5 protein-coding genes are annotated in these 5931 nt (G+C 73.5%); 4 read left to right on the top strand and 1 reads right to left on the bottom strand.

Annotated features, from left to right (window positions below; all coding sequences use genetic code 11):
- Both ACFXA3_RS32835 and ACFXA3_RS32830 read left to right on the top strand, forming a co-directional pair.
- Positions 1-1454 (top strand): FAD-binding oxidoreductase (locus tag ACFXA3_RS32835; protein ID WP_385192833.1); only part of this gene is annotated, 1454 nt, incomplete at its 5' end.
- Positions 1455-1569: 115 nt separating this feature from the next.
- Positions 1570-2676, top strand: coding sequence for a serine hydrolase domain-containing protein (locus ACFXA3_RS32830; protein ID WP_385192831.1), 1107 nt, complete (start codon positions 1570-1572; stop codon positions 2674-2676).
- 131 nt (positions 2677-2807) lie between these two features.
- Here ACFXA3_RS32830 and ACFXA3_RS32825 read toward each other — a convergent pair whose 3' ends face one another.
- The gene (locus tag ACFXA3_RS32825) at positions 2808-3245 is read right to left on the bottom strand and encodes a hypothetical protein (protein ID WP_030161262.1); all 438 of its coding nucleotides are present in this window, start codon (positions 3243-3245) and stop codon (positions 2808-2810) included.
- A gap of 311 nt (positions 3246-3556) precedes the next feature.
- Between ACFXA3_RS32825 and hemL the strand changes: the two genes are divergently transcribed.
- Both hemL and ACFXA3_RS32815 read left to right on the top strand, forming a co-directional pair.
- Entirely contained in the window at positions 3557-4891 is a 1335-nt protein-coding gene (hemL, locus tag ACFXA3_RS32820) for a glutamate-1-semialdehyde 2,1-aminomutase (RefSeq protein WP_082410475.1), read from the top strand.
- A complete protein-coding gene (locus ACFXA3_RS32815) occupies positions 4888-5562 on the top strand; it encodes a histidine phosphatase family protein (protein WP_385192829.1) in 675 nt (224 codons plus the stop codon). The genes hemL and ACFXA3_RS32815 overlap by 4 nt, the downstream gene beginning before the upstream one ends.
- Positions 5563-5931: the final 369 nt, after the last annotated feature.

Here is a 5931-nt window from a genome sequence, read left to right as displayed (position 1 = left end):
ACGTCTCGGGGGGGCGGGGCGACGAGCGACCCATGGGTGCTTCGACTGTCCCGACTGCGGCCCCGGTGCGGCTCGACGACGCCGCGTACCACGAGCTGGCGCGTTCCTTCCGGGGGAGCCTGGTGCGGGCCGGGGACGCCCCGTACGAGGAGCGCCGGCGGATCTGGAACGGTGCGATCGACCGGCATCCCGCCCTGATCGCGCCCTGTACCGGTTCGGCCGATGTGGTGGCGGCGCTGAAGTGGGCGGTGGAGACGGGTGCGCCGGTCGCGGTGCGCAGCGGCGGGCACAGCTTCCCCGGGCATTCGGTGTGCGACGGCGGCGTGGTGATCGACCTGTCGGCGATGCGGGAGGTCCGGGTGGACCCGGAGGCCCGTACCGTCCGGGTCCAGGCGGGGGTGCTGCTGGGCGAGCTGGACGCGGCGACGCAGCCGTTCGGGCTGGCGGTGCCGTCGGGGATCGTGACGCACACGGGGGTCGCGGGGCTGACGCTGGGCGGCGGGATCGGCTGGCTGAGCCGCAAGTACGGGCTGAGCGTGGACCAGCTGCTGTCGGTGGACCTGGTCACGGCGGCCGGGGAGCGGCTCACGGCGAGCGCGGTGCACGAGCCGGAGCTGTTCTGGGGGATGCGCGGGGCGGGCGGGAACTTCGGGATCGTCACGGAGTTCACGTTCCGGCTGAACCCGGTGGGCCCGACGGTGCTCGCGGGGCCGGTGATGTGGCCGGTGGAGGAATCGGCGGGGGTGATGCGGTTCTACCGGGACTGGATCACGGGCGTCCCGGACGAGCTGACGACGATCGTCGTGCACCGCAAGGCCCCGCCGGCGGCGGCGATCCCGGCGGAGCTGCACGGCAGGCCGGTGGTGATGGTGATCGCCTGCTGGGCGGGTGAGATGGCGGCGGGCGAGGACGTGATGCGGCCGCTGCGGGAGTTCGGGCGGCCGCTGCTGGACCTGTGCCGGCCGAAGCCGTACCTGGCGCACCAGGCGATGTTCGACGCGTCGTTCCCGCACGGGTGGTGGTACTACTTCCGGGGCTGCGGCCTGGACCGGCTCGCCGACGGGGTCGTGGAGACGATGGCGCGGTACGCGGGGCGGATCGTCTCCCCGCAGAGCGGTTTCCCGCTGTTCCAGCTGGGCGGCGCGGTCGCCCGGGTCGGCGAGGACGACACGGCGGCGGGCGGGCGCGGGCTGGGCCACATGCTCAACATCAACGGGATCCGGGACACCTCCGAGGGCTTCGCCGGGGAGTGCGCGTGGGTCCGGGAGTTCTGGTCGGCGCTGGAGCCGTACCACGCGGGCGTGTACGTGAACTTCCTGATGGACGAGGGCGAGCAGCGGATCCGGCAGGCGTACGGCTCGCGGGAGCGGAAGCTGGACCGGCTGCGGGCGCTGAAGGCCGAGTGGGATCCGGGGAACGTGTTCCGGCTCAACCAGAACATCCCGCCGGCGTGACCGGGGAGACGGGTTCCGGCCCGCGACCGGTTCCGGCGCGGCTACGGGCAGGTGCGGGGCGCCTTGGCCACGCTGGGGGGTGAGAGCAGGGGCCACCACCGAGCCGGAGGCACAGATGAGCCAGCCGCACCCGATGAACCCGGTCGACCAGCCGCATCCGGTCGACCAGCCGCATCCGGGGGAGCACGCCGTGTGCGTCCCGTTCACGGTCGCCGAGACCGACGGACTGCAGGACGTGCTGCACGCGGTCGTCGCCGACGGGGCCACCCCGGGAGGCGTCGTCGTGTGCGGTACGGCGGCCGGGGCACGTGCCGTGCTGTCGGCCGGGGTCGTCTCCCCGTTCACCGGTCCGGCCGCCCCGGACGAGAACACCGTCTACGACATCGCGTCCCTGACGAAGGTCACCGCGACCTGGCCGCTCGTGGGCCGTGCCGTCGATGCGGGCCTGCTCGCGCTCGACCGTCCCGTGCGGGAGTTCCTGCCGGCCATGGACGGGACGATGCCCAGTGCGGAGGCCACCGTGCGCCAGCTGCTCTCGCACACCGGCGGCCTGCGGGCCGCCACCCGGCTCGACCTGTACGACCTGACCGCGCGCCCGCTGCACGAGCTGATCTGCCGGGAGCTCATGGAGAACCTGCCGGGCACCCACCGCTACGTCAACCGCGGCTACATCCTGCTGGGCCTGGCCCTCGCCCATGTCCACGGCCGGCCGCTGGACGAACTCGCCTCCGGCCTGTGGGCGGAGCTGGGCATGGCCGGTACCGCGTACGGGCCGGTGGCGCAGGAGCCCCGCGTCGCGCCGACCGAGCACCAGGCCGGGCACGACCGGGTCTGGGGTGTCGTCCACGACGAGAACGCGGCGATCATGGGCGGTGTCGCCGGGCACGCCGGGGTCTTCGCGCCGGCCGCCGACCTCGCCACGTACGCCGAGCGGCTGCTCGGCGGGCGCGGGAGCGCGCTCGGCCGGTGGTTCGACGAGAGCCTCGTCCCCCGGGCGGAGATCGAGCCCGGCCTGCAGCGCGGCCTGGGCTGGATCGTGGGGGCCGGCGGGACGGTGGCCCACCACCACGGGTTCACCGGTACGAGTCTGTTCCTCGCTCCCGCCGCCGGCCGGTACGTGGTCATCGTGACGAACGCCGTCCACAACGGCGCCGCTTCGCGCATCCGGATCGCGCCGTTGCGCGAGCGGGCCCTCAAGACGCTCACCGCCTCGGCCGGCTGAGGCCCCGGACCGCCGGTCAGGCCGCCGGTCAGGCCGCCGGTCCGCGCCGCCGGTCCGCGCCGCGGGGCAGGACCGCCGGTCCGGGCAGCGGGCCAGGGGCAGCGGTCAGGCCCGTCGGGGCCTCGGGCCCGTCAGGGCCAGACGAGGCAGTACGGCTGGTGTCCCGCCTCGTGCAGCCGGTGGCTGAAGTCCTGCCATTCGTGGAGCAGCTGGTAGACGTTGAAGGCGTCGCGCGGGCCGCCGCGGTCGGGGACCGTGGACCAGATGAACGCCGCGGCGCCGACCGACTCCTCGCCGATGCCGCGCAGCGGGTCGACGACCGTCATCGGCAGTTTGACCACCGCGTAGTCGGGGTGGAGGACGACCAGCTCCAGCGGGGGCACCTTGTGCAGGGGTATCCCCTCGATGCCGGTCAGGACCATCGCGGCCACCGTCTCCGGCTTGATCTTGGTGAACAGGCCGCCCATGCCGAGCTCGTCGCCGCCGAGTTCCTCCGGCCGCATCGTGACCGGGACCCGGGCGGCCGTCGCGCCGTCGGGCGCGCCGAAGTACTTGTACGTCACGCCCATGCCGCGGCCCTTGGGCAGGCCGTCGTCGTCGGGGGACTCCAGCGGCCCTGGCACCGGATCGGCCGCGTCCGCGGCCCGGCGCCGGTGCTTGCCCCGTCGGCGGGCTTCGCGGGCCTCGCGGGCGCGCTGCGGGTCGAGGCCGTCCGTACCCTCGCCCGGTCCACCACCGCGTTGCATATCTCCACCCGACTGGTCTTGCCTGCCCCGGCCCCGCGGCCCCCGCCACGCAGCCTGATCATCATGGCAGTGACCTCCCCCGGGGCGGCGCGGTGAAACGCCCGTCCGCAAGTCAGTCGCGGCCTGATGAGACCATGGCTGGTGTGAGCTACCCGTACCCGTATGAAGCCAAAGTCTCGCAGACTCTCTTTGACCGCGCGTCCCTCGTGACGCCTGGCGGCGTGAACTCTCCCGTGCGGGCCTTCCGCGCGGTGGGTGGAACGCCCAGGTTCATGGTGTCCGGTACCGGTCCGTACCTGACCGATGCCGACGGTCGCGAGTACGTCGACCTGGTCTGCTCGTGGGGACCGATGATTCTCGGCCACGCCCACCCGGCCGTGGTGGAGGCCATCCAGGCCGCCGTCGCCCGCGGCACCTCCTTCGGTACGCCCGGTGAGGGCGAGGTCGCGCTGGCCGAGGAGATCGTCGCGCGCATCGAACCCGTCGAGCAGGTGCGTCTGGTGTCTTCGGGCACCGAGGCGACCATGTCGGCGATCCGGCTGGCGCGCGGCTTCACGGGCCGGGCCAAGGTCGTGAAGTTCGCGGGCTGCTATCACGGCCACGTGGACGCGCTGCTCGCCGCCGCCGGTTCCGGTTTGGCAACCTTCGCGCTTCCGGACACGCCCGGGGTGACCGGTGCGCAGGCCGGCGACACGATCGTGCTGCCGTACAACGACCTCGAAGCGGTGCGGGCGGCGTTCGCGGCGCACCCGGGTGAGATCGCGTGCGTGATCACGGAGGCCGCGCCCGGCAACATGGGTGTGGTGACCCCGGCCCCCGGCTTCAACCAGGGGCTCGCGGACGTGTGCCGGGAGAACGGCGCGCTGTACATCTCCGACGAGGTCATGACGGGTTTCCGCACCTCGCGCGCCGGCTGGTACGGCGTCGACGGGGTCAAGCCGGACCTGATGACGTTCGGGAAGGTCATGGGCGGCGGCTTCCCGGCCGCGGCGTTCGGCGGCCGCGCCGACGTGATGGGGTACCTGGCCCCGGCCGGCCCGGTGTACCAGGCGGGCACGCTCTCCGGGAACCCGGTCGCGACGGCGGCCGGCCTCGCGCAGCTGCGGCTGCTGGACGCGGCCGCGTACGAGAAGGTCGACGCGGTCTCCGCGCAGATCCAGGGCCTGGTCACGGACGCGCTCGCCAAGGAGGGCGTCGCGCACCGGCTGCAGACCGCGTCCAACATGTTCTCCGTCTTCTTCACCGAGGACGAGGTCAGGAACTACGACGACGCCAAGAAGCAGGAGTCCTTCCGCTTCAACGGCTTCTTCCACTCGATGCTGTCGCAGGGCGTCTACCTGCCGCCGTCGGCGTTCGAGTCGTGGTTCGTGTCCACCGCCCACGACGAGCAGGCGGTCGAGCGGATCGCGGCCGCGCTGCCCGCTGCCGCCCGCGCCGCCGCGCAGGCCACCCCGGAGGCCACCGCATGAGCGAGATCACCGTCGTCCACCTGATGCGCCACGGTGAGGTGCACAACCCGGACGGGGTCCTGTACGGGCGCCGTGCCGGTTACCACCTCTCCGAGCTGGGCCGTGAGATGGCCGAGCGCGTCGCGGACCACCTGCAGAACCGTGACATCACGTACGTGGTCTCCTCCCCGCTGGAGCGGGCGCAGGAGACGGCGGCGCCGGTCGCCAAGAGCCACGGCCTGGTCGTGGCGAGCGACGCGCGGCTGCTGGAGGCCGAGAACGTCTTCGAGGGCAAGACCTTCGGTGTCGGGGACGGGGCGCTGCGCAAGCCGGCGAACTGGAAGCACCTGACGAACCCGTTCAAGCCGTCGTGGGGCGAGCCGTACGTGGAGCAGGTCGTACGGATGACGAGTGCGATCGAGGCGGCGCGCGACGCGGCCCGCGGGCACGAGGCGGTGGCGGTCAGCCACCAGCTGCCGATCTGGATCGTGCGCAGCTTCGCGGAGAAGCGCCGGCTGTGGCACGACCCGCGGCGCCGGCAGTGCACGCTGGCCTCGCTGACGTCGTTCACGTACGACGGGGACCGGCTGGTGTCGGTGGGCTACAGCGAGCCGGCCCGGGATCTGGTCCCGGCCCACCTCCTCGCGGGAGCGAAGCCGGTGAAGGGCAAGTCGAAGGCGTTCGGCGCCTAAAAAGTCGTACAAGTCGTACGGGTTGTCCCGCGTTGCCCCTCGACTTCACTGAAAAGTCCGTTTATGTGACTATTCATGAGCGAAGCGACGCGTGACTTCACCCGACACTTCACCCGCAGGGGGCTGCTCGGGCTCGGCGCCGCGGCCGTCGCGGTGGCCGCCGGGGTCACCGGCTGCGGCGGCCGCCCGTCCGGCCCGGGCCGGCCCGGGCCCGGCGGTCCCCGCGGCAGCGGCGGGCGCCCGCCGGCCGCGGGCCCCCCCCCCGGCGGGCGGCCGCACCGCTGTGGGGGCCCGGCGGGGCGGGGGATGTGACCCCCGGGGCGGCCACCCCGGCGCCCGCGGGCGCGCCCGCGGGACCCCGCGGGGGCT

It is taken from the genome of Streptomyces sp. NPDC059456 (genome assembly GCF_042750055.1).
Lineage (GTDB): Bacteria > Actinomycetota > Actinomycetes > Streptomycetales > Streptomycetaceae > Streptomyces.
This window is presented reverse-complemented; position numbering and strand designations above follow the sequence as displayed.